Annotated in this window: 26 protein-coding genes; 11 read left to right on the top strand and 15 right to left on the bottom strand. The window is 38.4% G+C overall.

Going from position 1 to position 26,565, the window contains the following annotated elements; all coding sequences use genetic code 11:
* Window positions 1-43 precede the first annotated feature (43 nt).
* The 4 genes from rsxE to G626_RS0103450 all read left to right on the top strand — a co-directional run bounded on the left by rsxE (window position 44) and on the right by G626_RS0103450 (window position 3,485).
* Window positions 44-658 carry an electron transport complex subunit RsxE gene (gene rsxE / locus G626_RS0103465; RefSeq protein ID WP_027726953.1) on the top strand — a complete coding sequence of 205 codons (615 nt, stop codon included), beginning with the start codon at window positions 44-46 and terminating at the stop codon, window positions 656-658.
* Window positions 658-1,233, top strand: a complete 576-nt coding sequence (locus tag G626_RS0103460) for an electron transport complex protein RnfA (RefSeq protein WP_022931624.1) — start codon at window positions 658-660, stop codon at window positions 1,231-1,233. The genes rsxE and G626_RS0103460 overlap by 1 nt, the downstream gene beginning before the upstream one ends.
* An 86-nt stretch (window positions 1,234-1,319) precedes the next feature.
* On the top strand, window positions 1,320-2,117 hold the full coding sequence (locus G626_RS0103455; protein WP_022931404.1) for an RnfABCDGE type electron transport complex subunit B: 798 nt from the start codon (window positions 1,320-1,322) through the stop codon (window positions 2,115-2,117).
* Between the two features lie 30 nt (window positions 2,118-2,147).
* A complete protein-coding gene (locus G626_RS0103450; protein WP_022931403.1) occupies window positions 2,148-3,485 on the top strand; it encodes an NCS2 family permease in 1,338 nt (445 codons plus the stop codon).
* 134 nt (window positions 3,486-3,619) lie between these two features.
* Here the strand turns inward: G626_RS0103450 and G626_RS0103445 are convergent, their stop codons facing one another.
* Window positions 3,620-4,120 carry a 3-isopropylmalate dehydratase small subunit gene (locus tag G626_RS0103445; protein WP_022931402.1) on the bottom strand — a complete coding sequence of 167 codons (501 nt, stop codon included), beginning with the start codon at window positions 4,118-4,120 and terminating at the stop codon, window positions 3,620-3,622.
* 219 nt (window positions 4,121-4,339) lie between these two features.
* Here G626_RS0103445 and G626_RS0103440 point away from each other — a divergent pair, with 219 nt between their 5' ends.
* Together G626_RS0103440 and G626_RS0103435 are read left to right on the top strand one after the other, a co-directional pair.
* Window positions 4,340-6,328 carry a glycoside hydrolase family 31 protein gene (locus tag G626_RS0103440; protein ID WP_022931401.1) on the top strand — a complete coding sequence of 663 codons (1,989 nt, stop codon included), beginning with the start codon at window positions 4,340-4,342 and terminating at the stop codon, window positions 6,326-6,328.
* A gap of 127 nt (window positions 6,329-6,455) precedes the next feature.
* Window positions 6,456-7,565, top strand: a complete 1,110-nt coding sequence (locus G626_RS0103435) for a cation diffusion facilitator family transporter (RefSeq protein ID WP_022931400.1) — start codon at window positions 6,456-6,458, stop codon at window positions 7,563-7,565.
* 61 nt (window positions 7,566-7,626) lie between these two features.
* Here G626_RS0103435 and G626_RS0103430 read toward each other — a convergent pair whose 3' ends face one another.
* From G626_RS0103430 to G626_RS17230, 12 genes are all read right to left on the bottom strand, one after another.
* Complete coding sequence (locus G626_RS0103430; protein WP_022931399.1) at window positions 7,627-8,577, bottom strand: D-2-hydroxyacid dehydrogenase; 951 nt, start codon at window positions 8,575-8,577, stop codon at window positions 7,627-7,629.
* 6 nt (window positions 8,578-8,583) lie between these two features.
* Window positions 8,584-8,787, bottom strand: a complete 204-nt coding sequence (locus G626_RS0103425) for a heavy-metal-associated domain-containing protein (protein ID WP_022931398.1) — start codon at window positions 8,785-8,787, stop codon at window positions 8,584-8,586.
* Between the two features lie 163 nt (window positions 8,788-8,950).
* Window positions 8,951-9,667 (bottom strand): DUF4163 domain-containing protein, encoded by a 717-nt coding sequence (locus G626_RS0103420; protein ID WP_022931397.1) that lies wholly within the window; start codon window positions 9,665-9,667, stop codon window positions 8,951-8,953.
* A 7-nt stretch (window positions 9,668-9,674) separates the two neighbouring features.
* A complete protein-coding gene (locus G626_RS0103415; RefSeq protein WP_022931396.1) occupies window positions 9,675-11,099 on the bottom strand; it encodes an MFS transporter in 1,425 nt (474 codons plus the stop codon).
* Window positions 11,096-11,758 (bottom strand): TetR/AcrR family transcriptional regulator, encoded by a 663-nt coding sequence (locus G626_RS0103410; protein WP_022931395.1) that lies wholly within the window; start codon window positions 11,756-11,758, stop codon window positions 11,096-11,098. Before G626_RS0103410 ends, G626_RS0103415 begins: the two co-directional genes overlap by 4 nt.
* Window positions 11,758-13,248 (bottom strand): DUF6937 domain-containing protein, encoded by a 1,491-nt coding sequence (locus G626_RS0103405; protein WP_022931394.1) that lies wholly within the window; start codon window positions 13,246-13,248, stop codon window positions 11,758-11,760. The genes G626_RS0103410 and G626_RS0103405 overlap by 1 nt, the downstream gene beginning before the upstream one ends.
* 17 nt (window positions 13,249-13,265) lie before the next feature.
* Window positions 13,266-14,912, bottom strand: a complete 1,647-nt coding sequence (locus tag G626_RS15280; RefSeq protein ID WP_022931393.1) for a glycoside hydrolase family 36 protein — start codon at window positions 14,910-14,912, stop codon at window positions 13,266-13,268.
* Window positions 14,913-15,028: 116 nt separating this feature from the next.
* Window positions 15,029-16,048 carry a dual-specificity RNA methyltransferase RlmN gene (gene rlmN / locus G626_RS0103395; RefSeq protein WP_022931392.1) on the bottom strand — a complete coding sequence of 340 codons (1,020 nt, stop codon included), beginning with the start codon at window positions 16,046-16,048 and terminating at the stop codon, window positions 15,029-15,031.
* A 14-nt stretch (window positions 16,049-16,062) separates the two neighbouring features.
* Entirely contained in the window at window positions 16,063-17,226 is a 1,164-nt protein-coding gene (locus G626_RS0103390) for a tetratricopeptide repeat protein (protein WP_022931391.1), read from the bottom strand.
* Between the two features lie 32 nt (window positions 17,227-17,258).
* Entirely contained in the window at window positions 17,259-17,615 is a 357-nt protein-coding gene (locus G626_RS0103385; protein ID WP_022931390.1) for a hypothetical protein, read from the bottom strand.
* 161 nt (window positions 17,616-17,776) lie between these two features.
* Window positions 17,777-18,319, bottom strand: coding sequence for a 16S rRNA (guanine(966)-N(2))-methyltransferase RsmD (gene rsmD / locus G626_RS0103380; protein WP_022931389.1), 543 nt, complete (start codon window positions 18,317-18,319; stop codon window positions 17,777-17,779).
* A gap of 7 nt (window positions 18,320-18,326) precedes the next feature.
* Entirely contained in the window at window positions 18,327-19,463 is a 1,137-nt protein-coding gene (locus tag G626_RS17230) for an ankyrin repeat domain-containing protein (RefSeq protein ID WP_156003156.1), read from the bottom strand.
* A 258-nt stretch (window positions 19,464-19,721) separates the two neighbouring features.
* On the opposite strand from G626_RS17230, the gene rpsF reads away from it, so the two are divergent.
* The 5 genes from rpsF (at window position 19,722) to dnaB (ending at window position 22,986) form a co-directional block, all read left to right on the top strand.
* Entirely contained in the window at window positions 19,722-20,015 is a 294-nt protein-coding gene (gene rpsF, locus G626_RS0103370) for a 30S ribosomal protein S6 (protein ID WP_022931387.1), read from the top strand.
* Between the two features lie 32 nt (window positions 20,016-20,047).
* A complete protein-coding gene (locus tag G626_RS0103365; RefSeq protein WP_022931386.1) occupies window positions 20,048-20,539 on the top strand; it encodes a single-stranded DNA-binding protein in 492 nt (163 codons plus the stop codon).
* Window positions 20,540-20,563: 24 nt separating this feature from the next.
* The gene (rpsR, locus tag G626_RS0103360) at window positions 20,564-20,890 is read left to right on the top strand and encodes a 30S ribosomal protein S18 (RefSeq protein ID WP_022931385.1); all 327 of its coding nucleotides are present in this window, start codon (window positions 20,564-20,566) and stop codon (window positions 20,888-20,890) included.
* Window positions 20,891-21,026: 136 nt separating this feature from the next.
* Window positions 21,027-21,569 carry a 50S ribosomal protein L9 gene (gene rplI, locus G626_RS0103355; RefSeq protein ID WP_022931384.1) on the top strand — a complete coding sequence of 181 codons (543 nt, stop codon included), beginning with the start codon at window positions 21,027-21,029 and terminating at the stop codon, window positions 21,567-21,569.
* A gap of 91 nt (window positions 21,570-21,660) precedes the next feature.
* Window positions 21,661-22,986, top strand: coding sequence for a replicative DNA helicase (dnaB, locus tag G626_RS0103350; protein ID WP_022931383.1), 1,326 nt, complete (start codon window positions 21,661-21,663; stop codon window positions 22,984-22,986).
* A 30-nt stretch (window positions 22,987-23,016) separates the two neighbouring features.
* Here dnaB and G626_RS0103345 read toward each other — a convergent pair whose 3' ends face one another.
* Both G626_RS0103345 and G626_RS0103340 read right to left on the bottom strand, forming a co-directional pair.
* The gene (locus G626_RS0103345) at window positions 23,017-24,633 is read right to left on the bottom strand and encodes a P83/100 family protein (protein ID WP_022931382.1); all 1,617 of its coding nucleotides are present in this window, start codon (window positions 24,631-24,633) and stop codon (window positions 23,017-23,019) included.
* A gap of 153 nt (window positions 24,634-24,786) precedes the next feature.
* Window positions 24,787-26,559: an outer membrane protein assembly factor BamB family protein gene (locus G626_RS0103340; protein ID WP_022931381.1), complete on the bottom strand. Its 1,773-nt coding sequence runs from the start codon at window positions 26,557-26,559 to the stop codon at window positions 24,787-24,789.
* Window positions 26,560-26,565: the final 6 nt, after the last annotated feature.

Here is a 26,565-nt window from a genome sequence, read left to right as displayed (position 1 = left end):
ATGCTGAAACAAGTTCAGCATGACACGAGTATTTCAAATTATTATGAATAATAAACTTAAAACTTTTACCAAAGGTTTCTTTATTGAAAATCCTCTTCTTGTTTTAAACATTGGCTTGTGTTCATCGCTTGGTGTTACTACAAGTATTTTCAATGGACTTGGAATGGGCTTAGGAATGACCTTCGTTCTGGTTATGAGCGAAATCGTAATCTCTATTTTCAGAAAACTGATTCCTTCGGCAATCCGACTTCCGGTTTTCATTACTGTAATTGCGGCCTTTACTACAATCGTTCAGCTGGTTTTGAATGCCTATGTTGAATCCCTTTACAATGCTCTTGGAGTTTTCATTCCGCTTATCGTTGTAAACTGTATCATCATGGGCCGTGTAGAAGCCTTTGCTTCTAAGAACTCGGTTGGAGCATCTATACTTGATGCCTTTGGAATGGGTATCGGCTATACAATAGTTCTCTTTGGAATTTCACTGATTCGTGAGCTTCTCGGTGGCGGAACTCTTTTTGCTGGAACTGCCCTTAAAATTGAAGTAATTCCAGAAGCTTACCGCATTGGAATCTTCAACTCTGCACCGGGCGGCTTCCTTGTATTTGGTATTCTTGCTGCCTGCCTTCAGGCCTGGAAACAATCAAAAGGAGAGAAATAATGGAAACAATTAAACTTTTTATAAAATCTGCCCTTATAGATAATGTTGTATTCATTCAGTATCTTGCTATCTGTCCTTTTATCGGAATGACAAACGATACAGAAAAAGCAACTGGAATGGGCTTAGCCACAACTTTTGTAATCATGCTGGCAACTGCTGTAACCTGGCCTCTTTATAAACTGGTTATGGTTCCTCTTGGACTCGAGTTCTTACAGACTCTTTTCTTCATTCTTGTAATTGCATCTCTTGTTCAGCTTGTTGAATTCTTCCTCAAGAAAATGTCTCCTGGACTTTATAATGCAATGGGTGTCTACCTTGCTTTGATTACAACAAACTGTGCCGTGCTTGGAATCACAATTAACTGCATCAGCAAGAACTACAACTATGTTCAGAGTCTTGTTTATGCCTTTGGTTCTGCAATGGGCTTTTTAATTTCTATGATAATCATGAGTGGTGTACGCAGTCGTGTAAAGATTGCAAATGTACCAAAGGCTTTTGCCGGTACACCAATTCTTTACGTTTGTGCAAGCCTTTTGAGTCTGGCCTTCTTAGGCTTCAAAGGTCTTATTAAATGAGTAAGGCCGCTGGCGGCCGGTGATAAATAGAAAAGCGTTAAAAAAATTGCGAAAGCAATTTTTAGCTTTACCATATAGAGGTGAAAATGAATACAATTCTTTATACAATAATCGTAGCAGCCATCATCGCCCTTCTGCTTGGAATTCTTCTTGGCCTTTTTAAAAAGATTTTCCATGTTGATACAGATCCTAAAGTTCAGCTGGTTCGCGATGCCCTCAGCGGTGCTAACTGCGGCGGCTGTGGACTTGCCGGTTGTGATGCCTTTGCCTCTGCGGTTGTAAAAGGTGATGCTCCGTCTAACGGTTGTGTTGCAGGTGGTGCTGACTGTGCCGCAAAGGTTGCTGCAATTCTTGGTCAGGCTGGGATAGAGGTAAAGCCTAAGGTTGCCTTTCTTGCCTGTGCCGGTACAAAAGAATGTGCTGCAGACAAAGCAGAATATATCGGTATCAAAACCTGTAAGGCAGCCCAGCTGACTCTCAATGGAACAAAAAAATGTGCTTTTGGCTGCATCGGCTTTGGTGACTGTGTAAAAGTTTGTCCATTTGGTGCCCTCAGAATGGGAGATGACGGACTTCCAAAAGTTGATAAATCAAAATGTGTAGCATGTGGAAAGTGTGCATCAGCCTGTCCAAAGCACCTTTTCAAAATGATTGATGCTGACACTAAGGGCGCTATTGCAGTATGCTCTAATAAGAGTGATAACAAAGTCCAGATTAAAAAGGATTGTTCCCGCGGCTGCTTTAAGTGCGGTATGTGTGCAAGAAAATGTCCGGAGCAGGCAATTGACTGCAGCTCAGGACTTCCTGTTATTGACTACACAAAATGTACCAGCTGCGGCACCTGCGTAAGTGCATGTGTCGATAAAGTTCTGGTCATGCTTTAATTTGTAAATCCATAAGGAGGATATATATTTATGGAAAAGTTTTTTAAGTTACAGGAAAGAAACACCACAATTTCTAAGGAAATTATTGGTGGTATCACAACTTTCCTTGCAATGGCTTACATTCTTGCTGTTAACCCTGGAATTCTTTCAGGTGCAGGAATGAACTGGAATGCTGTATTTACTGCTACTGCATTGTCAGCAGCAATTGCAACTCTTGTAATGGCATTCTGTGCAAACCTTCCTGTTGCACTTGCACCAGGTCTTGGTCTTAACGCATTCTTCACATACACAGTAGTTCTGGGTATGGGATGTTCTTTCCAGCTTGCACTTACTGCAGTTCTTCTTGAAGGTGTGCTTTTTATCATACTTTCTCTCTGCGGTGTTCGTGAAGCAATCATCAAATCAATTCCTGAAGGTCTTAAAAAGGCTGTTGCTGTAGGTATTGGTCTTTTCATTGCTATCATTGGTCTTGCAAATGCTGGTATTGTTTCTACAGAAACTGGAACTCTCATCGGTTTTGTAAACTTTACAATGGCTAACAAGGCTGCTCTCGTTGCAGTTATTGGTCTTATCCTTACAATCGTTTTGTATACTTTGAAAGTACCAGGAGCAATCCTTATTGGTATTATCATTACTACAATCATTGGTATTCCATTTGGTGTTACAACAATTCCTGAAAACTTCAAGCCTTTCTCTACACCAGCTGCTCCACATTTCTTTGCATTTGATTTCAAGGGAATCGTTTGTACTCCAGCCGGCAAGTTCTCATTTGCTGTTCTTGGTCAGTTCTTTGTAATCTTCTTTACATTTCTCTTTACAGACCTCTTTGATACAATCGGAACACTTCTTGGTGTAGCAGAGCAGGGTAATCTTAAAGATGAAAACGGTGAAGTTGCAAATGTAAAGGGAGCTCTTATGGCTGATGCTGTTGGTACAGTTGTTGGTGCTTGTCTTGGTACTTCAACTGTAACATCATTCGTAGAATCTTCTTCAGGTGTTGCAGCAGGTGCACGCACAGGTCTTGCTTCTGTAACAACTGCAGTTCTCTTCCTTGTATCACTCTTCTTAAGTCCACTCTTCTTCCTTATTCCATCAGCAGCTACAGCTCCTGCATTGATTTTTGTAGGCTATCTGATGATGAAATCAGTTGTAGACATTAAGTTTGATGATCCTACAGAAGGTATTCCGGCATTTATCACAATCATGACAATGCCATTCTCTTACTCAATTGCTAAGGGTATTCAGTGGGGTATCATTTCTTACGTAATCGCTAAGTGCGCTGGTAAGAAAGCAAAAGAGATTCCTGTTGTTACATGGATTCTCGCAGTAATCTTCCTTGCTGATATTATTTTTGAAGCTTGTAAATAGTTAGACCTTTAAAATTACAAAGCCCGGTGGTTTCGATACGATGCTTCGCATCACTCAACCACCGGGCTTTTTTTATTTATTGTATAACGGTGGTTGAGTAGGCTGAAAGCCGTATCGAAACCACCATTTATAAATTACTTAGCAAACAAAGCCTTCTCAGCATCATCCACATTAAACTGATAGCTTTTTGAAAGACTTCCTGCAATCAGTTTTACCTTAGCAGTTCCATCATCATTTAAAACTACTTTACATTCTGTATCTTTATCACCGAAAGTGCGGAACATATCTGCAAGAGATTTACGGTCAATTTCAATTGCCATAAGATCATTTGCAAACATATCTTTACGGAAAGCTTTTGCAAAAGTAGGAGCAACAACAGTATTAATGCCGTTTACTTCAAGAGCCCATGGTGCATGTTCACTTTCAGCACCGCAGCCAAAATTTTCTTTTGTAATGATTACCTTTTTACCGGCAATGTCACTTTTAGGATTAAAACCGTCAATTTTGAGATTCTCAAAAAGGTGGGAAGTAAGCTCCTGTTTAGGAAGTTCTGTAAGCAGATTAGAAGCAATGATTTCGTCAGTGTTAATATCTGACCTATCAAGGAAAAGAACAGGACCAGCAAATGTCTTCATTTTAATTTTTCTCCAAATTTTTTTTAGGGCAAATTTACCCTTTTATAGCAGATGTATTTACATCTATTTAAAATATAACATTTAAACAAGTAAAAGGATAGTCTTATTTTCATTATTTAAGAAAAATAGAAATATACAGTAAATATCCGATGTTTTTACAGTGCAATTTCGGTAAAGAATGTTATACTAATAATATATTAAATAATCAGGAAGGACTATATGTTTTTAGAAGCAAAAAATGCTCTTGTATTCAAAAAAGGTAATGAAACATTAATGATAGAAGCATGGGGAAAAGATTCTTTCCGTGTTCGCTCAACTTTAGAAGCTGCATTCATTGACCGTGATGTAGCACTTACTGAAAAAATCAATCACGGAAGTGCAAAAATCAGTGTAAGTGAAAATTCTGCTTCTATTAAAAACGGAATGCTTGAAGCACGCCTAAACTATAATGGAGTAATTTCTTTTTATAAAAATGATAAACTGATTTTACAGGAATACTACCGCCAGTATGATCCGACTGCAACAAAAGAAAGCTGCTGTACTAAAATTATCAGCCGACAGTTCCAGGGAATCATTGGAGGTGATTATTCTCTTACTGTCCGCTTTAATCCTAATGATGATGAAAAACTCTTTGGTATGGGCCAGTATCCAACTCCATATCTTGATATGAAGGGCTGTACTCTTGAACTTGCTCAGAGAAACAGTCAGGTTTCTATTCCATTTGCTTTATCAAATCTTGGCTATGGCTTCCTCTGGAATAATCCGGCTGTTGGTAAAGTAACCTTTGGTAAAAACATTACTGAATGGCATGCAGAAAGTACAAAGGAAATGGATTATTGGATTACCGCCGGTGATACACCTGCTGAAATCATGGAAAAATATACAGCCGCAGTTGGTCGTGCTCCGGCCCTCACTGAAGATTATCTTGGCTTCTGGCAGTGTAAGCTCCGCTACCGAACTCAGGAAGAAATATTAACTGTAGCCCGCCGCTACAAGGAAATGGGTATTCATCTTGATGTAATTGTAATTGACTTCTTCCACTGGCCTCGTCAGGGAGACTGGTTCTTTGATAAGGAATACTGGCCGGATCCTAAGGCTATGTGCGACGAGCTTCACGCAATGGGTACAAAGGTTATGGTTTCCGTTTGGCCAAACGTAGACAAAAAATCTACCCACTTTGCAGAAATGCAGGAGAAGGGCTATCTGATTCGTTCTGACCGTGGTTCAAACCAGAGCTTTGACTGGCAGGGTGACTGTCTTGCTATTGATGCAACTAATCCTGAGGCTCGAGAATATCTTTGGAAGATCTGTAAGAAAAACTATGCAGATTACGGAATCGACATGTTCTGGCTGGATAACTCTGAACCTGACCTTAATGTTTATGATTTTGGTAACTACAGATATCAGGCAGGTCCTGGACTTCAGGTCGCAAATATTTATCCTCAGATGTACAGTCGCGCTTTCTATGAAGGCCAGAAGGCTATGGGACAGAAGAGTATTGTAAACCTTGAACGCTGTGCCTGGGTTGGAAGTCAGAAATATAATCAGATTATCTGGAATGGAGACGTTCAGTCTACCTGGGAGTGCTTCAGAACTTCTGTTTGTGAAGGTTTGAATATGGGTATTGCTGGTATTCCATGGTGGACAACTGATATCGGCGGCTTTATGTATGGTGATGTCCGAACTGAAGAGTTTAAGGAACTTCTTATCCGCTGGTTTGAATGGGCTGTATTTACTCCAATTTTGCGACTCCATGGCGACCGCGATCCTCACGATATTCCATTACTGGACAAAGACCCGCAGCGTGGCTACGGCGGCGGTCACCTCTTTACCGGCCGCGACAACGAAATCTGGAGCTATGGAGAAGGTCCTCAGAAAATCATGGAAGAACAGATTAAGCTCCGTGAAAAAATCAAGCCTTATGTAACAAAGGTTATGAAAGAAGCCAGTGAGAACGGAAGCCCAGCCTTGCGTACAATGTTCTATGAGTTTCCTGAAGACGAAAAATGCTGGAACCTCAAAGACCAGTACATGTTCGGCCCAGAATATCTTGTAGCACCTGTTATGACTCCACAGACTTTCAAGCGTGACGTATATCTTCCTGCCGGAAAGTGGGAAAACATTCACGATGGCAAAGTATATGAGGGTGGACAGACTGTAACAGTAGACGCTCCACTCGAGGCTATTCCTGTTTTTAAACGTTTTTAAAATTATGGATTGCCACGTCGCCCAGTAGGGCTCCTCGCAATGACAAATAACTCGTCATTGCGAGCGAAGCGAAGCAATCTATTGCAACTGCTTGCGAACATAATAGTATAAGTCTATAATGAGCCATATGAATAGAGAAAAGATCATTATTAAAACCAGCATCATTGGCATTGCATCAAATATATTTCTTTCAGCATTTAAGGCTGCAGTAGGTTTCTTCACAAACTCTATCGCCATCATTATGGACTCTGTAAACAACCTTAGTGATGCACTGTCTTCGGTAATTACAATTGTAGGAACAAAGCTCGCTGGAAAACCTGCAGATAAAAAGCATCCCTTTGGTCACGGACGGGCAGAGTATCTGACAGCTCTCGTAATTGCGGTGATTATTCTTTATGCCGGTTTTACTGCCTGTATAGAATCTGTAAAGAAAATCATACATCCTATTACTCCGGAATATAATACAGCTTCTCTTATAATTATTATTGTAGCAGTTCTAGTTAAAATTTTTCTCGGCCTTTATGTTAAGGCAAATGGAAAGAAAGTCAATTCTGATTCCCTTATTGCAAGCGGTCAGGATGCACTTATGGATTCAATTATTTCTGCTTCTACAATTCTTGCAGCGGCAATTTTCTTAATCTGGCACATTTCTCTTGAAGCTTATCTTGGAGTTTTGATTTCCTTTGCAATCGTCAAGGCTGGTATAGAAGTACTCCGCGAAACTATCAGCAAGATTCTCGGTGAACGTATTGATTCACATCTTTCAAAGGAAATCAAAAGAACAATTGTTTCCTGCGATAAGGAAATTCTTGGAGCTTATGATTTAGTTCTCAACAATTACGGCCCTGATATGCATGTCGGTTCTGCCCACATTGAAGTTCCTGATACCTGGTCTGCAGATAAGATTGATTCTATGTCCAGAAAAATTGCCAACGAAGTTTATATGAAGCATGGCGTTGCAATGAGCGCAATCGGAATCTATTCTGTAAATACTAAGGAAAACTCAGCTGCCCAAATTCGTGAACGTGTAAGTAAAATTGTTATGGAACACAAAGAGATTTTGCAGATGCACGGCTTTTTTGTTGATGAGAAAACAAAGCAGATGCGTTTTGATATTATAGTTTCATTCGATTCTTTAAGTATGAAGGAAATGTTCAACCATGTAGTACAGGATGTAAAAGACGCCTTCCCAGACTACGATGTTCAGGTTCAGTTTGATGTTGATATCAGCGATTAGGCTAAATTATTTGTCACCCCGAACTTGTTTCGGGGTCTTGCTTATAGATGCTGAAACAAGTTCAGCATGACACCACATTAATCGGCTTACCCGCCAGCCAGGCCTTAAGGTTTTCTTCCGCAATTCCCTGAAGTCTCTTACGGGTTTCACGCGGAGCCCAGGCAATGTGTGGGGTTATCACGCAGTTTTTAGCTTTAAGTAAAGGACAATCTTCGGCCATAGGTTCCTGCAAAAGAACATCTGCGGCATAACCTGCAATTCCACCATTATTCAGAAAATCAGCTAAATCCTTTTCTACGACAAAACCTCCCCGGGCTGTGTTGATAAGGAAAGCAGACTTCTTCATCAAAGCAAGGCTTTCTTTATTTATAATATTTTTTGTCTGCTCTGTAAGAGGTGCGTGAAGTGTCAAAAAATCTGAACGCTTTAATAATTCTTCAAAACTTACTGCTTCTGGCATTCCTTCTTTAGGAGTTCTTGTGCAGCAGATAATCTTCATGCCAAAGGCTTTAGCAATTTCTGCAACCTTTTTTCCTATATTTCCATAACCGAAAATGCCCAGTGTTTTGCCGGAAAGTTCAGTGAGACTTCCATTCCAGAAACAAAAATCGCGGCATTTTACCCAGTCCCCAGCCATAACAGAAGCTGAATGCTGAGCAACCTGATTTGTAAAATAAAGAATAAAAGAAAATACATGCTGGGCTACAGAATCTGTAGAGTAGGCCGGAATATTAGTAACAGTTACTCCATGAGCACGTGCAGCTTCTAAGTCAATTACATTATAACCGGTGGCAAGAACGCCAATGTATTTGAGTTTAGGACAAGCTTCGAAAATTTCTTTCGTAATCTGGATTTTGTTAAGAAAAACGGCATCTGAATTACCGATACGTTTAATTACTTCTTCCTGGGAAGTTCTTTCGTATACCTTGTAATCAACAATGCCGTCTAAAAAGGTCCATGGAAGGTCACCCGGATTTACCGCATGACCATCTAGAATAGTAAGCTTTATCATAAGATATTAGCCGAGTACATCTACACCGCAGCCAGAAATTGCAGCATTAATAGCAGCTTCTGCACCTGCATCATCGTAGTCTACAAGTACCTGAGATTTTTCACAGTTAGCTACACAGTTAGTAACTCCAGCAACAGCTGAAACTGCAGCCTGAACTTTACCTGCTGTTCCATCATCAAACATACCAACTACATATATCTTTTTCTGCATAAGAAAACCTCATAAAATATAATTAACTCTCATTTTTTACTGAAACAAATATAAAATAATTATATAGTTTGTTCAATATAAATCCATAAGGGATTTTACTAAAATACTAGAACTTTAGCGAAATGTACAATATTTGTACAAACTAAAACGATGTAGTAAAAATCTATTTTACCTGAATTTTTTGAATGCCATAGGAATAAGGTGCAACTGAATATGGTTCAAACCATGCAAAAACCTTACTTCCATCAACTGTGAACAATTCAAAATTCCCTGCCTGAGGAAAGGCTCCTGTATTAATCATTTCTCTTAAGGAATCTTCTTCTGCCGGAGCCATTTTTTTATTATTATCAATCAGCTTTTTATATAAAGTATTACGAGTTACAGAAGATATTTCGTTATAAGACATTGAAGTAGCATCAAGAATATTTATAAACTTTCCCGTCTTTGTGTCATAAGTGAAGGTAACAAGATTTGTATTACCGTGGGCTCCTCCGCTAAAAATATATGTATTTAAGAGAACGCTTATAATATCTTTATTTCCAGTTACTTCATAAGTTACAAGATATTCAAAGGATGGAAGCTTTGCTGAACCTCTATTATTTAAGGCAACAATTTCATCCCATTCTGATTTTGAATATGATTTAAAGTTTTTCCAGTTGCTGTTTACTGTATTCGAAATACGTTTGTTAAGATCCGGAAGTTTTTCAAATTCCGGATACTTAATGTTTGTAGAAAGATAATTCTGATTTTCTGTAATTTCAACTGTTTTATAGGCATATGTAACTTTCCCAGAATCCTTATTGCCAGGAAGACTGGCACAAGAAATAAATAAGTAAGACAACAATAAAGTAAAAAGCCCATAAAACAGTTTATTTTTCATTCTTTAATTATACTCCACTTTCAACTTTTGCGATAGTAGACATTACTTTCTTTTCATTAAAGAATGCCATAATAATACCACCGATAATACAGCAGACAGAAGCAACAAGTGCAACAACACGATAACCAAGAGTAGAACCGGCAGCAGTTTCTTTTGTTGCTGCGGCAGCTTGTCTGAATGCGGCCTCAGAAACACCAATTGTTGCAAGTGAAGTAAACATCAGCATGGCAAGAGACTGTCCAAGCTTCATGGCAAAGGTACGCGCAGCATAGAACATTCCGCTTCTTGATTCGCCTGTTTCAATTTCATCTTCAAGGGCAATATCAGCAACTATAGTCTGTGGAATGATTCCAAAGATTGCCTGTGGGAATGAACCAAGAACTACAATAATTACAGCCTGAACTGCAACAGGGATGAAGGCAAGTTTTTCTCCGGATATAGCTGTGAAGCCAAAGGTCAGAATAAAACCGATAAAAGCGGCAATCAAAAGCTTTTTCTTTCCCCATTTTGCAGCCATTTTTGTTACAAACGGATAGTAGGCAAGTGAAAGAAGGGTAAGACCACCAAACATAATTGTTGTCATACTTTCAGGCAGCTGAAGAAGACTTGTTACAAAGAATGGTAAACCTGTCTGGAACATAGCAAGACCAAAGAAGTAAATGATATCCTGTCCAACAAAGATTCTGAAATCTTTATTCTTAAAAGTCTTTCCAAGAGAAGAAATCATGTTTGAACTTGATGGAGTAGCCTCGCAATAATCTTTTTCATTAATACCAAAGGCAGGAACCAGCATAAAGATTGTTGCGATAACAGAAAGAATAGCAAATGTAATTCTCATTGCAGGAATTCTTGCCATTCCGCCATTAATTAAAATTCCCCAGATTACAGGTGCAGTATAACCAATACAGGTACCAACAATAAATGTAAGGGAAATACACATTGAAAGGTTAAGCTTTTCTTCCTGATTATGAGGAAGTTCAGCAAGCAGGGAAGTATAAGGGGTACAATAACAGGTAATCAAAAAGTAATAAGCAAGTACGGTTACAAAAAGCCACACTGTATTGACTGCGCTTATATGAGAAACCGGTGCACAGAAAACAAGAACGAATACCAGTCCAAGTGGAATTGCGGCCCAGCGCATAAAAGGAATACGACGACCAAGCTTATGATTACAGCTGTCAGACCAGTTTCCTACAAGAGGATCTGTTACTGCATCAAATATACGTCCAACTGCAGTTACAAGACCAATAAATGTCAGAATACCAAGAACGACTCTTCCCTGAGGAATAAGAGAAATCATACCATCGTTAATGGCTTCCTGATTTGGCTGATAAAAATATACCAGCCATGAACCGATTAATCCGCTGATGATAGACCAGCCTAACTGACCTATTGCATAGCACCACATTTTGCCTTTTGTTAAAGTTTTCATTTTATGCCCCCTAATAATATCTGGCCCAGAAGCTTAAGCTGCTGGACCCCATCATTACTTTCATCCATTTTCAGCATTTTACCGCTGAGACTTAATTTCTGAGAAACTGAAAAGAAGGTATGCATCAAAGAAAAATAAAGCTGATTTTCACAATCTTTAAATTGCTTTGAAATAGAACCATCTTCCAGTCCCTTGTGAATTGCATTTCCAATAACTTTTTGAACGGACTGAATTATCTTTTGATACGCTTCGAGCCTGTCCGGAGATATTTTCTGACAAACAATATAAGCATCAAAAAAGTAAATATAACGGAAAAAGTCTGGTTCATTCTGATAAAGCTTACAGAATAAATCGAAAATCTGTGAAAGCTGTTCCCTTCCTGATTTTGAAAAATAATTACTTCCATTCAAAATTGGTAAAATCAGATTTTCCTGACTTTCCCAGGCCCAGATTGCCGTTCTTATAGCAATTTCATCTTTTGTTTCAAAATAGCGGTATAGAGAAGCAACACCTATTTCTGCTTCCTTAGCAATATCTGTCATTGCAATTGCATCAAATCCCTTGTGTGAAAAAAGAGAAAAAGCAGCTAAAAGAATTCTTTCAATACGAGCATTCTTCTGACCGTCTCTTTCTTCTGCAAGTTTTTCCTGAGCTGTCATTATAAGTCTCTCCCTGATTTAATTCCTGCTGCAATTTTTACAGCTTTATAAGCTCCGTCATAAGTTCCAATTTTTTTCTGTGCAATAATGTTGTTACACATACCTTCAATAAGACTTGGCTGTTCAATCAGCATTTTTACCATAGCCGAAGCATATTCTGGAGTTTCACATTCCTGAGTACCGTCACCAAGTTCTGCAGAATGTATAGCTCCCCACATTTCATGACCGCCAATTCGGCGAATAAATAATTTTGGAACAGGATAGAAGGCAAGTTCACTTGGCTTTGTAATAAGAACATCACTTGCACGCATTAAAAGATTTGTGATATAAACAGCCCCAAAAATATCTTTATTACAGAAGGCATGAATACCAGAACCGCTTTCTGTCTCAAGTCCTTCAATAGCAGAATTGGCGAATTCAAGTTCCTCCTTCCAGTCATTAAAATGTTTTGTTACAGGAAGTGAACCATCAGCAAATTCCGGAATCATCTTCTGCAGCATGTTCCATACATTTTCATAATCTCCACAGTTGAGATATATGCAGGCCTTATTTTTCTTTACATAAGGAATAAGAGTTTTTATGATAGAAGCAAAGAATTCTCCCTGAGCTCCGGCACCACCAATGGTGAAGAGGAAACGAAGAGGTTTTCCTTCTTTTGTTCTAGTAATTCTGTTGGCACAATCAGCTTCGATATTGCTTACAAGCTCATGGTCAATATAATGTCCAATCCAGATAAGGTCACCGTCTCCCATAGGATTTAAAATCTTTCCATCTTCAAATCCATTGAGCATTCTATAACCCCAGTATGAATTAAAAGTCTGTACAGTATGAATTGCCCCTTCGCTAAGATGTAAAGCCATAGGCCAGTTATCTGGAATTGCATTTACAACATTTTTCATTCCAGCATGAATTGCAGCCTGACTAGGCCATACATGAGTTGCAATAAAAGGAGTTTCCTTTGGAATTTCGCGGAAGAGAGGAGTCATAAGTTCTGCAGTTTTCTGGTCTCCTGCGTTATATGAAAGTTTTTTAAAACCTTCGTAATTCATTGGTTCCCAGAAAAGTTTATTAAAGAGAGAGAACTTTTGAGACAAACGGCTTCCCATTGAATATAAATTATTCTGATATGAAATGATTTTTGTACAGGTTGTTTCAGGGAAAGAGTTTAAGTCAAACCAGAGAGGAGTGTAGCCGAGAGATTTCGCTGCACTGGCCATTGCCATAGAGATTCTATAGTGTCCAAAGCCCATACGGATGTTACCGATAATAAGAGGCTTTTCAGGAAGCTTTTCTGCAAAAGAATCAGTACCAGCAGTCTTGTCTGTTACAATTGTCTTGCAGCCAAAGGGTGGAGTAAGAACTTCATTATCTACAAGAGAAAGATGATATTCTGTATTTCTGTCATCACCAAATTTTCTTATGAATTTCTTTTGTGTTTTTACGGCTTTATTGTAAACACTCTCTTTTATATCATTGTTAAAAATCTGCATTAAAATACCTCCAGAATTTATTCTTTAATGCTTATCGCAACTTCATCATTTTTAAGATTTATAAAACCTGTATATTTACCAGATTTTGTATAAAACTCGTAGAAATCTTCTTTGATCTTTGTTAAACCGTATTCTTCATTTTCAAATTTTTCTGAATAATCAAGAAATAATTTTGTCATTTCTTTTTCTTCATCACCAGCAAGCCCCGGATCATCAGAATACATAAGCTGACTTCCAAACATGCCGCCAACTCCGGCAATAAGGAATTTTTGATTATCTGTAAGACTACAATTTTCCTTACGAATGAAAATTACGTCAGGATCATTTAAGAAAATTGTTTTATTCCATAAAGCATGTCCCAGTGTATCTACAACGTTAAGGTATGCTTCATTTCTACCGTTCCAGTTAATAAGATGCATTAGTGGATTTTTCCATTTTTCGTATGTGTCACAACCAATTCTTGAAAGCGGCAGATTTTTGAAAGAGAGCTCAAAAGGAACACCACAACCAAGATAAGCAACAGGGCTGCCGTCTTTTGTATTTGTAATTGTTGTAAGTGTTTTGATTGCTCTTGAGTAAATTTTATATGAAGCAGTTTTTTGACTGTAATTTCCCCAGAGCATTCCAGCATACAAAAAATCAAGCTTAATATATCTGAAGCCCCATTTATTGATTATTGTTTCCATTAAGGAATTGAGGTGTTCAATTACATCATCTCGGCTTAAATCTAAACAGTAGAAAGTTCCATTTTTTCCCCAGAGAGGATTATAACCTGCAGGTACCAGTTTTCCATTTTCATCGTGTAAAAGCCAGTCGGGATGCTGGCCGGCTGTTTTACTTCTTGAATCAATAATGAATGGCGCAATCCACAGACCTGGTATATATCCTGATGCTTCAATATCTGAAACAATTTTATTAAAGCCATCCGGGAATCTGTCCTGGCGCACCTGCCAGTCTCCCAGAGCCTCTTCCCAGCCGTCATCTATCTGGAATATTTTTGAAGTATTTAATTCGTTATTAACAATATTTGAGGATTTAGTAAGATTTTTTAAATCTTCATAAATCAATGTTTCATTTATATCTGTGTAATGATTATACCAGCTTTCCCAGCCGGCAGGTTTTGTTCCCAGAAATTTAACAGATTTGAAATGGTCATTTCCAAAAATTGAAGCAAGCTTTTCCTTACAGTCAAAAAAAGAATCTGCGGTAAATATTTCTATCCTGGCAGTAATATCGTCTTTTTTCCAGTTATTACCTTTATCGCAAATTTCAATACTTACAGTGTTTTCTTTACGATTAAAAATAAACTGAACAGGAGGTAATAAGCCTGTAGCATTTCCAACAGAAGCAAAAACAAGATAAAAATTTTCCCAGCGGAGGTAACTTACAAATTGTCCTAAAACAAGGTTTTTTGAAGGTTTAAATTTTGTCTGGGGAAAGACAAGATATGAATTCCACTGATGAATAAAATGACAGGTGAGTGAAGGCTGCTTTTTTCCGGGAAGAACATCTGTAGAAGGGTTCCAGCTCTGCCAGCCTCCGATATTTATGAAAGCATTATCAACACGATATTTTGCTGCATCTACAAAGTTTTCAAGATTTAATACATCAATAATTGAATTTTCATTTGCATAATAATCTTCATGAACTGTATAGGTTTTCATATTCCCACCTCATGTTATAAATATTCGTTCACTCAATGTGATAGTGTTACTATCATATTGATATAATAATAACATAAGAAATGGAAATGTCAAACGTTTTTTATAAGAACTTTTTCTTATTTTGTTTTTCCTAACTGACCGCAGGCTCCGCCGATTTTTCTCCCTCTCTTTGTTCTGAGGGTTACGTTTAAGCCAGCTTTTTCAAGTTTTTCTACAAAGCGGAAAACTTCATTTTTTGATGGCTCTTCAAATGGAAGACTTGAAACAGGATTCCAGGGAATAAGATTTATATTTACATCAATACCGCGTGCAAAGCTAATCATATTCTGAGCACTTTCTTCATCTGTATTTTTATCATGAAGAAGGGCCGCTTCAAGAGTAACACGTCTGCCGGATTTTTCGGCATAATAGGAAATTGCTTTTCTTAATTCCTGCAGATTATTGTCTTCTCCACGGGCAACCGGCATGAGTTCTTTTCGTAAATCTTCATTTGCTGTAGTCAAAGAAACTGCGAGTCTTATAGCAGGTCCATTATCAGCTAAATCATAAATACCTTTTACGATTCCACAGGTACTCAAAGTTATGCGTTTAGAAGAAAGGGCCCGGCCGTCCTTATGACAGAGGATTTCTATAGCACGACGGATTGCACCAAGATTCTGCATTGGTTCACCCATACCCATAAAGACTATGTTATCAAGTTTTCCGGCAATGCTTTCGAGGTATAAAAACTCTTCTACAATTTCGCCGGCTTCAAGATTGCGGGCAAGTCCCAGAGTTCCTGTCTGACAAAAGGCACACTTCATGGCACAACCGGCCTGGCAGGAAACGCAGGCAGTTTTACGGCCTTCGCGGTCTGTGAGTAAAACAGTTTCTACGGCATTTCCGTCATGTAAAGTAATCTGGAGTTTTATTGTTCCATCAGGATCTTTTAATACGTTACTTACAGTTGAAGAACGGAGAAGGGCTTTTTCTTTAAGACTGGCTCTGAGATCTGCGCAAAGATTTGTCATAGCATCAAAGTCAGTTACACCGCTGCCAATCCATTTAAAGATTTGAAGTCCCCGGAATTTTTGCTGCAGCTCAATCTGCTGGCAAATTTCAGCGGGGAGAAGTCCTGTTAAAACAATCTGATTCATAGGAAGGAATCTTATTAGTTTCTCTGCAGTTTTTCAAGAGTGTTACGAACCGCAGTATTTCTGCTGTCCATCTTCATATAATCGCTGAGAACTTTAATAGCATCCTGTTTGCGGTTCATTGAAGTATAACATTCAGCAAGGTCAACATAGAGACGACCATTGCGAGGGTCATTCTTAATAAGATTTTCAAAGCGCTTTGCAGCCTCTTCGTTATTACCTTCACCTTTACAGATAAGGGCAAGACCAATTGCTGCATAAATATCAAAATCAATTTCAAGAGCTTTGTTGTAGTAAGTTTTAGCTTCCTCGTAGTTTCCGGTTGTACGGTAAGCATCACCGGCACGAGTAAGAATTACCTTGTTTTTAGGATCAATCTCGAGAATCTTGTTCCAGTAGAAAATTGATTTAAACTGCTGGTTCATTCCACGATAGCAGTCTGCAAGACCAAAGAGGGCGTAGAAGTTTGCTGGTTCTCTTTCGAGGGCCATTTCAAAATACTTTGTTCCTTCTTGGAAAGTCTTGAGTTTTCTGTGGCAGTTACCAATTGCGGTAAGAACACGAATATCTACTGTATCTTTATTGTTAAGTTCGTAAATGCGGGTCCAGTAATAAAGGGCTTCTTTATATTCCTTAAAGTCGTAGTTCAAATGTCCAAGACCAATAAGAGCATAAGCATTGTCTTTTTCCATTTCAAGAACTTTAAGGTAAAGATCCTTTGATTTTCTAAAGTCATGAATCTTGCGATAAGCATCTGCAACTCGGGTAATTACAGTAATGTTTTTATCATCATGAACAAGATATTGCTGCCAGATATCAATTGCCTTAGCATACTGATTTAATGCTTTATAACAGTCTGCAAGACCAAAGAGGGCATAGTTATTAGCAGGGTAGAATTCAAGACATTTTTTGTAGTAAGAAATTGCATCATTAAAATGATTTAATTTTCTTTCTGTATCTCCAAGACCAACAAGTGCATAGTTGTTATTCTCTTCGATTTCCAGAATTTCATTAAAAGCTTTTTTAGCTCCCTGAATGTCGTTTTCCTTTATAAGCTGATAACCCTTTTTTGAAAGATCTGAAATTTTATTTGTAATTTCATCAGGCTTACTGTCAGGACTTGAAGATTCTGTGAATGATTCGGGCATCATAATGTCTTCTGTCTGATTGAACTTATCCATTTTTAAACTCCATTTTACGTTCGTTTTTTTTCTCAATCATTTATTAATGTAGAGATTACTTTTGCCAGATTTTCATAAATCGGTTCAGCGTCTCTTTTATTATGTGCAAGATAGTAAGCTTTTAAGGCTTTTAGACTTTCGTTTTTGTTCATATAATAATCACCCACACGGGTAAGTCCGTCTGAGTAACCTGTTGTAATGTAGATTCTTCTGGCATCTTCTACATTACCATTATTGAACATCATGTTAGCTTTGCGGTTTAGAATAACTTTCTGTTCTGAATTAAGACCTTCAACCGGATTGTCGGTTACTTTTATGAAACCATCCGGTATCTTTTGTTCTTGAACTGCATCAGTAAATTTTTTTTCTAAACTTTTTCTATCTTTCATAATTTCAAAAATTTATATATAAAATTATAACACATAAATTTGATATGTCAAAGTAATTAAATTTAAGGGAAACCTCTTATTTCATTCAGAAAAATAACAAAAAGTTATAAAAAAATGAGTCAAGACTTTAAGCGAAGTTTGCCTTGACTCGACTCATTTCATTATTCATATTTATAAAAATCCACAATAGAACGTCCATATACACGCTGGTCAATTCTTTTTAAGCGGCCAATAGTATCCGGCATAAAATGTTCTGCCGGGCGGTGAACAAGAATAGTACCTGTCTGATTTAACATATTATTCTGGTCGCATTGAAGGACCAGCTGTTCATGAAATTTGTAAGGGAAGGGCGGATCAAAAAATATAAAATCGAATGAACGTTTACAGCGCTTTATATAATATTCAACCGGCATAAAATGACATTTGATTTTTACACCGCAATCTTTTTCTGTAACTGAAACATTTTCCAAAACTGTTCCAACTTTGATTTTATCTTTTTCGCAGAGTTCAACATCTTTTGAACCTCGTGAAACAGCTTCAATTGCAATTGTTCCTGAACCGGAAAATAAATCAAGCCAGGATTTTCCGTTTAAGTCTCCAATTATTGAAAACACAGATTCTCTCATTCTGTCCATGGCAGGGCGGATTACTCCGTCCGGACATTTAATTATTCTTCCTTTTAATTTTCCACCAGTGATTCTCATTATTTACCTATTTTGTATTCAATGCCCAGTAAGCATCATCATGTATAAGTGCTTTATTGGCTGAAGCATAATCAAAAGCTGTTTTTCCTTCTGAAGAACGAATGGTTACAGACGCATCGTATTCAAGAAGTTTTCTTATTACTTTTGTTGAATTACCATAAGCTGCAGCATACATTAAAGGAGTTTTTCCTTCAAATAAAATATTTACAGGAAGTCCTGTATCAAGAAGAATTTCAAGTTTTGAAAGAAGTGAATCTTCTGAATTATTATTTTCCGAAAGTAATAAAACAAGGGCACGTAAAACTTCTTTATCTGAAGGTTTATATGTGCTTAAAAGCTTTGTAAGTATTTTTGGATTATTATTGTAATTTGCAGCAAGAGCAAGAGCTGTTAAACCATAATTATTTATAATCTTTACATCAGAACCAGCATTTAAAAGAAGTTCAACACACTCTAATCCTTCGTTATATCTTACTGCATACATCAGTGCAGTCCAGCCGTCATTATCTGTAAGGTTTACAGAAGCGCCTGCTTCAAGCAGTCTTTTTATCTGCCATTCATTTCCGGATTTTGCAGCTTTCATTAACTGAGTTCTACCAAATACATCAGTCTGGTCAGGATTCTTAATTGCAGAATACTCAACTTCAGCTGATTCTTCTATTTCTTCAATATCCTGAACTATATAATCGCTTAGATATTCTTTTGTTTTTTTGGATTCTTTTGCTTTCTGTTCTTCTTTTTCAAGGGCAAGCTGCATCTGTTGAGCAAGCAAAGCCTGTCGTTCAGCTTCCAGTCTTTCCTGTTCTTTCTTTTCGTTTTCTATCTTTTCTGCTTCAAGTCGCTCTGCCTCAAGCCGTTCTTCTTCAAGTCTTCTTTTTTCAGCTTCTTCTGCTTCAAGTTTTTCTCTTTCAAGTCTTTCAGCTTCAAGACGTTCTGCTTCGATTCTTTCCGCTTCTTCGCGTTCCATCTGTTCTCTTCGAGCAGCAATATCTGCTTCTGCTTTTGCACGTTTTTCCATTAATTCCTGCTGTCTTTCTAATGCTGCATCATCGTCTACAACCTTTTTGCGGGAAGAGAAGGCGGTAAGAGGGAATAAAAATGATAATGATATTATAAAAAGCAATAATGATTTTCTATAAAACATATAATAATTATAAAGTAATGCCCCTAAATCTACAAGTATTTTCATAATTGACTGTATTTTACATTTTTGTTATATTATCAGAACACCCCTTGGGAATCTGAAATATGATTCTCTTTATCCATAAGGAGGAACAAGACTCTTATCGGCTTTCGCCAGCCACGTCTTGTTTTACAGTCTGAAATCGTTGATGACATGATTGTATTACTGCCTCCTGAAAACTCTGCTATACGCAGAGATTATTTTTTTGAGGAGATACTTATGAAAAAGTATGAACTTATGACTATTTATCCACTCGAAGATGAAAAGTCAAAAAAAGGTGCTGAAGATGTAAAAAGCACACTCGCAAAATTCGGCGCTGAAATCACAGAAGAAAAACCATTTGGCGACCGCGATCTTACTTACCAGATTCAGAAGCAGAAGAAGGGACGTTTTGTTCTTTACACTATGAAGCTTAATCCTTCTAAAATTACTGAAATTGATAAAGAATTCAAAATTAACATGAATCTTTTGAAGTATCAGTTTGTAAGACTTGACGAAAAAGAATCTAAGTAGAAAATACCGCTAAAAGCGGAAAGGAGCTTTGAATGACAGACTTAAATCATGTAGTTCTTATTGGCCGTCTCACACAGGATCTTGGTTCTGATGAGCGTAGTTTCGGTTATGTCGGAAACGGACAAGCCAGAGCGAATGTGAGCATTGCTGTCAACAGAAGCAAAAAGAACGGTGACCAGTGGGTAGAAGAAGTAAACTACTTCAATATCACAATCTGGGGAAAAACCGCAGAAAACTTAAAACCATATCTTACAAAGGGAAAGCAGATTTGTGTTGAAGGACACCTTAAGCAGGACCGATGGGAAAAAGATGGACAGAAGCAGAGCAGAGTAACAATTGTTGCTGATCAGGTACAGCTGCTCGGCGGACGCGGAGATAACAGCCAGAGCTCAGGCTCGGCAGGGGGTGCTCCAAGATTCCAGCCGGCTAGTAATGCAGGTCAGAACAGTGGTTTCGGAGGCGGCTATTCATCAGAACCATACGGTGACACAGGAAGTGATTTCCCGGAAGATATCCCATTCTAATTGACTAATTGAGAGGTAATAATTATGTCTGAAGAAAATACACAGGAAATGGAAGAAAAACAGACACAGGAAGCTGCAATGGCTGAAGCTTCTGCTTCTGAAGGTCGCGAAGAAGATCGTGACGGACGCGCTAAAGGTAAAACATACTTCCGCAAGAAGGTTTGCCGCTTCTGCGCTAACAAAGCAAAGATTGATTACAAGGATGCAGATGCACTCCGCCGTTATATGACAGAACGTGGTAAGATTCTTCCACGCCGCATTACAGGAACTTGTGCAAAGCACCAGCGTGAAGTTGCAAAGGCTATCAAGCGCGCACGCTCAATCTGTTTGCTTCCTTACGTTGCAGATTAAGTAAAAGAAAGATTATCGGGTCAAGCCCGATAATGACATGATTGTCATTGCCGGGCTTGACCCGGCAATCTAAAATCGGATTATCTTATACTCCGAGGTAATCTTAGAAAAAATACAGGAGCTCGAGGAAATACAAATGAAAGTAATTCTTAACGTAGACGTTAAATCACTTGGTGAAGAGGGAGACGTAAAGAACGTTGCTAACGGATATGCACGCAACTTCCTTCTTCCACGTAATCTTGCTGTACCTTACAATGAAGCTACAGTAGCAATTTTCGAAGGCCGCAAGGCAGAAATCGAAGCACGCAAAGAGCAGAAGAGAAAGGATTCTGCAAGCCTCAAGGAAAAACTCGAAGCTGCAGCAATCGAACTCAACATGCCAGCTGCTGCAAACGGAAAGCTTTACGCTGCTGTTACAGCAAACGTTGTTGCTGAAGCACTCAACAAGCTTGGATTTGAAATTGAACGCAAGAGAATCGAAATTCCTGGTTCAACAATCAAGTCTGTTGGAAACTTCAAAGCTACAATCAAACTTTACGAATCACAGACTGCAGAAGTACATGTTGCTGTAAAGGCACAGACTGTAGAGGGAAGCGCTCCAGCTGAAACAAAGAAGGCTGAAAAGAAAGCAGAACCTGCAAAGGAAGAAGCTCCAGCAGCAGAAGAAAAAGCTGAATAATTTCTGATTTTTCTTTGATTTTATTAAGGGCCGGTAGTACACTGTATTTACCGGCTTTTTTTATCGATTTTTATTAAGGGAGAATTTAAAAATGGATGTATCATTAAACGACAAAGTTCCACCACACAATATTGAAGCTGAACAGGCTGTTCTTGGAGCACTTCTCTTAAACTGGGGAGCAATGTCAGAAGTAGTTTCTATCTTACGTCCAGACCGTTTTTATTCCCTTCAGAACCAGGTCATTTACGAAGCAATGCAGAAATTGTTTTCCAAAAATGCAACTGGTGACACTATTTCACTCATAAACGAACTTACCGTTGAAAATAAACTTGAACAGGCAGGTGGGGCTGCATATATTGCATCTTTAACAGATACAGTTCCTTCAGCTGCCAATATTGATTATTACGCCAGGATGGTTTTAGACCGTGCTGCCCGTAGAGATTTAATTCATATTTCAGGTGATCTTAAAACATCTTCTTTCAACTTACAAAAAGACAGTAAGGCTCTTTTAGACGAAGCCGAACAAAAGATTTTTGCTCTTGCAGAACACAATGAAACTACTCAGGTTTATTCTGCAAAAGAAATTATGTTCAAGGAAATTGAACTTATTGAAGCACGCTATAAGAGCAAGAATCAGTTTACCGGTGTTCCAACCGGTTTTGCAAAACTCGATACCTATACTTCTGGTTTCCAGAAGTCTGAACTTATAATCATCGGTGCCCGACCTTCTATCGGTAAAACAGCACTGGCACTTTCTATGATTCAGAATATTGCCTGTGAAAAACGTATTCCATGCGGCTTCTTTTCACTTGAAATGCCTTATGAATCAATCGGTATGCGTCTTTTAGCCCAGGAAGCAAGAGTTCCTATGCAGAAAATACGTTCGGGTATGCTTAAGGTTGATGATGTAAAGAAAATTCAGGATGCAGCAGGCCGCTGGTTTGAAGCACCTCTTTACACCGTTGATACTCCAAACATGAAACTTATTGACCTTCGTGCTGTTGCCCGCCGAATGGTAAAGAACAATAAAGTTGAAGTTATTTTTATAGACTATATCGGTTTGATTTCAACAGAAGATCCAACAGCTCCGGTATTTGAGCAGGTATCTTTAATATCAAAATCTCTTAAAGCCCTTGCCCGTGAACTTCAGATTCCAATTGTAGCTCTTTGTCAGGTAGCCCGTGATGCAGAAGGGCAGGAACCAAACCTTGCACAGCTCAGAGGTTCTGGTTCTATTGAACAGGATGCCGATGTTGTAATGTTCCTTCACCGTGACCGTATTAAAGACGGAGATGCTATTGCAGCCCAGGATGCTAAGATTATTCTTGCTAAGCAGCGAAACGGTGCAACAGGTGATATTGATATCATATTCCTGCCGTCTTACTCTAAATTTGAAAATAAAGCAGATGAAGGCTAAAATAAAAAAGGGGCCTTAGCCCCTTTTTTATCATTTAGCATCCGCTTCGTTTGTATTTGATATCACTGACAGGTCTTTTTTATCCAGAAGTCGCAGGCGGCCATTGCTGTCTGTTACTACAATTCCGCTGTCTGTTACAGTTACTGGAGTTCCAGACTTAACCTGAATCTGAGACTTGAGTTTAAGTCCTAAATCTCCGCCAAACTTAGCAAGATAGAACTTTCCGCCGTCGCTTACAACGCAGTAATATTCACTGCCATCCTGTACGAGAACAGAATCTTCTGCAATTTCATTTTCACTTTCTGCAGAAATCTCAAGTGTATCAGGTGAAATTGTTACAAGCTTTACGGCACCTTTCTTTGAGTTTTCTCCGGCAATTGCAATAAACTCATCGCCTTCTTTGTAAACTGTACGGTTACGAATCTGTGCAACAGGGGAGTTCTTAATAACTTCTCCGTTTTCAATATTGAACTTAACAAGGCGGGAAAGCATATTTGCTTCATCAGAAAGAATAATACCGAATTCAGTTGTCATGCGGGCTTCAGCAGCTTCTTTCTGCTGAACTTCTGCCTGATCTTTAGCAATTTCTTTACGTTCGTTCTGAGCTTCTGTTTCTTTCTTGTCTGCACGGGCCTGCTGTTCCTTAGCTTCTTCTTTAGCCTCGTCAGTCTTAGCCTGCTGCTCGTCCTGCTTTTTCTGCTGTTCTTCTGCAGCTTCTTTCTTTTCTTCAGCTTCCTTCTTTGCTTCTTTAGCTTCTTCCTGTGCCTTCTTGTCATCAGGATTTTCATCAGCTACTTTCTGCTTTTCTTCTGCTTTCTTTTCGGCTTCTTTAGCTTCTTTCTTAGTTTCTTCAGTTTTCTTCTTTTCTTCGTCCAGCTTCTTCTGTTCGTTTACAGCCTGCTTCTGAGCTTCCTTTGCCTTTTCGCTGGCCTGATCAGCTTCGCGTTCCTTGATGTCTACCATTTCCTTACGGCTTTCAACATTCTTGTCATCATCTTCCTTCATTGAATCAACAACAGAAGAATCGCTGATAACAGAAGTTTCTACAGTAGAAAGACCACCATTTTTAATATCATAAAGAGGAATTACAATTTCTGATTTTCCCGGCCAGTCCTTATAGTTTACGGAAAGACCACAATTTTCAGAAGAAAGATTATCAATTACGATATTTTTATATTTTGATTTGAAAGTATCAATTTTTCCGCGGTATACGGCATTGTAAACAGTAATGAAAACTGCAATTGTATCTGCATCCTTTTCACTATAGCCGTAGGCCGAAACAAGATAAGCAGAAATAATTCTTCTAAGGTTATTGATATGGTCAACAGTCGCATCGGCACCGATGAAAAGAATATCTGCATCGAGTTTTCCGCTTTCATTTTCGTCTATTGCGTGTACTACCCAGTATTTTGCATTTTTGTTTGTATTTGCAGATTTTGTCGGATCTACGGCAATCTGATTTCCCAGTCCGCTACCAATTGAACGGATTGCAGAAATAGAATCAATTACTTTGTGAGGTCCTGTATAGTTGATGAATTCAATCGTTGTTTCGTCTGCAGTTTTAAGTTCCTTTTCATTTACTTCAAGAGCAAAAAGACTGGCAGAAAGTAAAAGGATTATAGTTAGTAAAGACAAAGATTTTTTCATAAATAAGCCACCTATAAATATTTAGATTTAATTATTTTAACATAGGAAATCAAATTTAGCCAATAAATTATTAAATAGATTGCCACGTCGCTGCGCTCCTCGCAATGACGTCATTGCGAGCCGAAGGCGAAGCAATCCATATTTGCGGGATATTTACAATTCCAGAGAGATGATTTTCTTTAAAGTGTCGCGGGCATACATACGGGTATTCGACGGATAATTTGCGCCCATAAAGCGTTTTATTATGTCTTTTCCCTGCTTATTGTAGGCAGGACGGCCCATAAAAAGACAGATTGAATAGACCGCGTCGCAGATAGTATTGCAGTAAACAGAATCTTTTGTACCTGCCAGTTCAGCATTTTTTTCAATTGCAGTAAGCAGTTTGCCATCCGGATCATAACCATAAATATTTGCCATAATAGCCCGGCAAAGAAACTTATTATTACTGCGGGAAATTATATCCGCACAGGCAGCCTGTGTATTATCAGTACAGAGCAGGGCAAGCTGAACAAGAATTGTTTCAAGACCAGCCGAATCGGTGCTGAAAACTGATTTTTCTATATGAATTCCAAAGTCTGATGAAGTTGAATCCAGGTAGTAAAGTCTTGCAATAGAAAGAGTCTGGCTGAGCCATTCCTTTTCTGCTTTGCCGTAACTTCCCTTTTTTATCGCTGCTTCCCGGTCCGGATTTTTTAACTGAGAATAAAAGCCCCCCTGTGAATAATAATTTATTTCAGATAAATCGAGCGGAGCAAAAGAAGAATAATCAGACTGTATATTTTTTTGAACAGTTTGATCAGAAATAAACTTTGAAGTGCTTTGGCTTGTGTGGTAGGCATTCATTGACCAGTTTTTAGAGCAAAATACCAGATAGTTATCATTAAGATAGATTATCTGGTTTACACTTTTGTTTCTTACATTTTCCGGCATTCTGGCAGCCCACAGTTCTTTTCCTTCGGAATCAATTAAAATTGCTTTTTGAGAATCTGCTAAAAAAATACCGGTATCTGAAAAATCACTTTTTACAAGAGCGTTTCCGTTAATTCCGCTGATTTTCCAGCTGGCTGTTTCACTTCCATCTTCAGTATTAATCTGATAAATTGTAAGGTCTGACTGGGAAAGAGAAAGAAGACGGAAATCCTTTCTGTTATGATTTATGAGAAACATAGGATTTCCGGCTTTTATTGAGGTAACCCAGCGGCTTTGCGTTAAGCCTTCGGAAATAGAAAAAAGACCGGCACTGCCGTCTGTAAAAATCAAAAGAATACCCTGGCTGCAGGTAAAGGCATATTTAATGCTTGCTGCAAAGGTGATGTCTTCAAGTTCTTCTCCAAAAGGCGAAAGTCTTAAGCCCTTTGTTTTTCCATCCTGATCAGCTAAGAAAACAACTATTGAACCATCCGGCAGTTCCTGAAGAGCTAAGTCTTTTTGCTGACCTGTTTTTATACTCCATCTGATAATTCCATTGATTCCATAACAGACAACTTTTCCCTCGCCATGAATAAAAAACCGCCCGTCACGGCCGGCAAAAGGTTTCGCAGCTGGCTTAAAATCAAGAGATTTAGACCAGATTTCACTTCCGCTTGGATTAAAGAGTTTTATGATGTTTGAGTTCTGGTCATGAAAAAGAATGAAGTCTCCCCGTAAGGCTGTCAGAGAAATTTTTCTTACCCGACCTATGTTTTTTTCCCAGAGAAGTTTTCCGTTAGAAGAAAAGCCCATAAGATTTCTGGCATCTGTTGCAAGACAAAAACCGTAGGATGTAACCTCCGGCTCGCACAGGACACTTCCGGGTAAAACTGCCGTCCAGCTTGTATTGTAATTTGAAAGAGTTTCAAGCCCGGTATCCTGTGAAAAAAGAAATGAAATTTTTGCAGAACAAAATATAAGTGAAGCAAGAATGATTTTCTTTATTTCTTTTTTCATAAAATT

Origin of the sequence: Treponema bryantii NK4A124 (assembly GCF_000421345.1) — a bacterium.
GTDB lineage: Bacteria > Spirochaetota > Spirochaetia > Treponematales > Treponemataceae > Treponema_D > Treponema_D bryantii_B.
The sequence above is the reverse complement of the archived record's forward strand: the minus strand, read 5'-3'. Positions and strand labels throughout refer to the sequence as shown.

Bases quoted from the DNA above. Each gene is read 5' to 3' on its own strand.
- G626_RS0103430 (WP_022931399.1), bottom strand. From the start codon at position 8,577: ATGATAAAGCTTACTATTCTAGATGGTCATGCGGTAAATCCGGGTGAC.
- G626_RS0103390 (WP_022931391.1), bottom strand. From the start codon at position 17,226: ATGGATAAGTTCAATCAGACAGAAGACATTATGATGCCCGAATCATTC.
- G626_RS0103460 (WP_022931624.1), top strand. From the start codon at position 658: ATGGAAACAATTAAACTTTTTATAAAATCTGCCCTTATAGATAATGTT.
- G626_RS0103415 (WP_022931396.1), bottom strand. From the start codon at position 11,099: ATGAAAACTTTAACAAAAGGCAAAATGTGGTGCTATGCAATAGGTCAG.
- G626_RS17230 (WP_156003156.1), bottom strand. From the start codon at position 19,463: ATGTTTTATAGAAAATCATTATTGCTTTTTATAATATCATTATCATTT.
- G626_RS0103385 (WP_022931390.1), bottom strand. From the start codon at position 17,615: ATGAAAGATAGAAAAAGTTTAGAAAAAAAATTTACTGATGCAGTTCAA.
- G626_RS15280 (WP_022931393.1), bottom strand. From the start codon at position 14,912: ATGAAAACCTATACAGTTCATGAAGATTATTATGCAAATGAAAATTCA.
- rsmD (WP_022931389.1), bottom strand. From the start codon at position 18,319: ATGAGAATCACTGGTGGAAAATTAAAAGGAAGAATAATTAAATGTCCG.
- G626_RS0103340 (WP_022931381.1), bottom strand. From the start codon at position 26,559: ATGAAAAAAGAAATAAAGAAAATCATTCTTGCTTCACTTATATTTTGT.
- rlmN (WP_022931392.1), bottom strand. From the start codon at position 16,048: ATGAATCAGATTGTTTTAACAGGACTTCTCCCCGCTGAAATTTGCCAG.
- G626_RS0103420 (WP_022931397.1), bottom strand. From the start codon at position 9,667: ATGAAAAATAAACTGTTTTATGGGCTTTTTACTTTATTGTTGTCTTAC.
- G626_RS0103365 (WP_022931386.1), top strand. From the start codon at position 20,048: ATGACAGACTTAAATCATGTAGTTCTTATTGGCCGTCTCACACAGGAT.
- rsxE (WP_027726953.1), top strand. From the start codon at position 44: ATGAATAATAAACTTAAAACTTTTACCAAAGGTTTCTTTATTGAAAAT.
- G626_RS0103425 (WP_022931398.1), bottom strand. From the start codon at position 8,787: ATGCAGAAAAAGATATATGTAGTTGGTATGTTTGATGATGGAACAGCA.
- G626_RS0103450 (WP_022931403.1), top strand. From the start codon at position 2,148: ATGGAAAAGTTTTTTAAGTTACAGGAAAGAAACACCACAATTTCTAAG.
- G626_RS0103440 (WP_022931401.1), top strand. From the start codon at position 4,340: ATGTTTTTAGAAGCAAAAAATGCTCTTGTATTCAAAAAAGGTAATGAA.
- G626_RS0103410 (WP_022931395.1), bottom strand. From the start codon at position 11,758: ATGACAGCTCAGGAAAAACTTGCAGAAGAAAGAGACGGTCAGAAGAAT.
- G626_RS0103435 (WP_022931400.1), top strand. From the start codon at position 6,456: ATGAATAGAGAAAAGATCATTATTAAAACCAGCATCATTGGCATTGCA.
- G626_RS0103405 (WP_022931394.1), bottom strand. From the start codon at position 13,248: ATGCAGATTTTTAACAATGATATAAAAGAGAGTGTTTACAATAAAGCC.
- G626_RS0103455 (WP_022931404.1), top strand. From the start codon at position 1,320: ATGAATACAATTCTTTATACAATAATCGTAGCAGCCATCATCGCCCTT.
- G626_RS0103345 (WP_022931382.1), bottom strand. From the start codon at position 24,633: ATGAAAAAATCTTTGTCTTTACTAACTATAATCCTTTTACTTTCTGCC.
- G626_RS0103445 (WP_022931402.1), bottom strand. From the start codon at position 4,120: ATGAAGACATTTGCTGGTCCTGTTCTTTTCCTTGATAGGTCAGATATT.
- rpsF (WP_022931387.1), top strand. From the start codon at position 19,722: ATGAAAAAGTATGAACTTATGACTATTTATCCACTCGAAGATGAAAAG.
- rpsR (WP_022931385.1), top strand. From the start codon at position 20,564: ATGTCTGAAGAAAATACACAGGAAATGGAAGAAAAACAGACACAGGAA.
- rplI (WP_022931384.1), top strand. From the start codon at position 21,027: ATGAAAGTAATTCTTAACGTAGACGTTAAATCACTTGGTGAAGAGGGA.
- dnaB (WP_022931383.1), top strand. From the start codon at position 21,661: ATGGATGTATCATTAAACGACAAAGTTCCACCACACAATATTGAAGCT.